This window comes from Caballeronia calidae (assembly GCF_900044055.2).
GTDB lineage: Bacteria > Pseudomonadota > Gammaproteobacteria > Burkholderiales > Burkholderiaceae > Caballeronia > Caballeronia calidae.
The window spans coordinates 1-1,756 of record NZ_FCOX02000249.1 but is presented as its reverse complement, the minus strand read 5'-3'; the positions used below and the strand labels follow the sequence as shown (position 1 = coordinate 1,756).

The window sequence follows — 1,756 nt, the reverse complement described above, 5'->3', positions numbered from 1 at the left end:
GAGGCAGCGCATCAACTAGTGCCTCTGCGCTGGTGTTGGCCAGCTTGGCGACCTTATCGAGCGCGGGCGGAGCGATCGCGCTGAATGCCTCAAATACGGATGTAAATAACGCAAGCGCGGGTGGCGACGCGGTCAGCTTTCTGAATGGCGGGTTAATCGATAGCGCCGGCGGCAATCTGTTGGCCAACTGGTTCACAGCCAGCGGTGGCGCCATAGCGGGAGCGGCAGCGGGCACGGCGGCCGTTGCTTTGCGCTCAGGCAGCGGTGCGTTGAATCTGAACTTAGCGGGCGCATTGGGTTATGCCTTGGTCTTTCCGACCAGGGTGCAGCTGGGCGGCAGCGCTCAGAGCGGGAATATTTCAGTGCACGCGGATGTCGGTAATCTGGCCCTCAGTGGCGTGTCTGCGCAGACGGCGGGTGCGCTGACGGTACAGTCGGGTTCGGGTCTGGCGAGTTTGGCGGGCAGGACAGTGGGGCTCACCAATCTTCAGGGCCTGACGACCACCGGCGTATTCAGCTCGGTGACGCTGGGCGATGCGAATACGTCGAACATTACGGGGGGGGGGGCCATCGCCGCGAGTGGTGCGGTGGCGCTGCAAACAAAAAGCGGTCTGCTTTGGTCTAACGCGATCAGTGCGGGCACGCTGGTGCTGGGTGGCGCCGGCGACACGCAGAGCTATGTTTTCGCCAATACCGGCAATCTGATTGGCACGCTCGCAGGCCACGTGGGAGCTGCAACGGTCTACGATGCCCAGGGGCTCACGGTGGGCTCAGGGCGGGATGCGAACGGCGCGACGCAAACGGGGCTTACCGCGGCGGGTAGCATTGTGCTGCAGGCGGTCAGTGGCGATCTGACGCTCAATGCGTCCGTGGCGGGCGTTGCCAGCAGCGGCTCCACGGCAGTAATTTTGTCGACCAACCGAAACTTCATCAATAACGTTGGGGCGAGCGCAGTCAGTACGGGCGCGGGTGGTTGGTATATCTACAGTACAAGCGTGGTGGGCGATTACTATGGCAATCCGACCGTCGGGTTCTTAAATAGCGGGCACGGAGCCATCTTTAACGCGAGCTATTCGCCGGGCGTCAATCCTGCGGGTGCGACGGCGGGGCAAAACTACTACATCTTTAGCCAAGCGGGGTCGCTTGCGCCGATCATGTGGGGCGCCACCACAACCTACAGCAGTAGCTCGCTGATCGCCATGTCGGGACTCGCCGTGATGGATCCGGTGTTTGGCAATATCACGGTGAGCAGTTCCGGTTTGGCAACGCTTGCGAGCAAGAATGTGGGCTCGGAGCTCATTACCGCGATTGGTTCGATCTCGGCGATCACAGGCTCGGGCGCGGCGAACTACACGACGGGCCCGACTTATGGCGCCGTGTCCATCACACCGGCGGCGCTCACGATCTCGGGCGTGGCGGTGGCCAATAAGACGTACGACGCGACGACTTCGGGCACAATCTTAGGGACGGCCACCTTGGGTGGCGCGATTGGCTCGGACCAGGTCAGTCTGTCAAGCGCGGCGCTGAGCGCGGCATTCGGCTCAAAGAACGCGGGCGTGGAGACGGCCGCGATTGTGGGCTACACGCTGGCGGGTGCCGATGGCGGTAACTACTCGGTGGTGTTCGCCCCGTCGACGGCGACCGCCACGATCTCGCAGGCGCAGATTACGGTCTCGGGTGTGACGGTCGCCAACAAGACGTACGATGCGACGACTTCAGCAACCGTGGCGTCCGCAGGCTCGATCACGGGCCAGAC

Annotated in this window: 1 protein-coding gene; it reads left to right on the top strand. The window is 62.9% G+C overall.

Going from position 1 to position 1,756, the window contains the following annotated elements; translation table 11 throughout:
- Positions 1-44 precede the first annotated feature (44 nt).
- Positions 45-1,756 (top strand): beta strand repeat-containing protein (locus AWB78_RS42395; protein ID WP_198399505.1); only part of this gene is annotated, 1,712 nt, incomplete at its 3' end.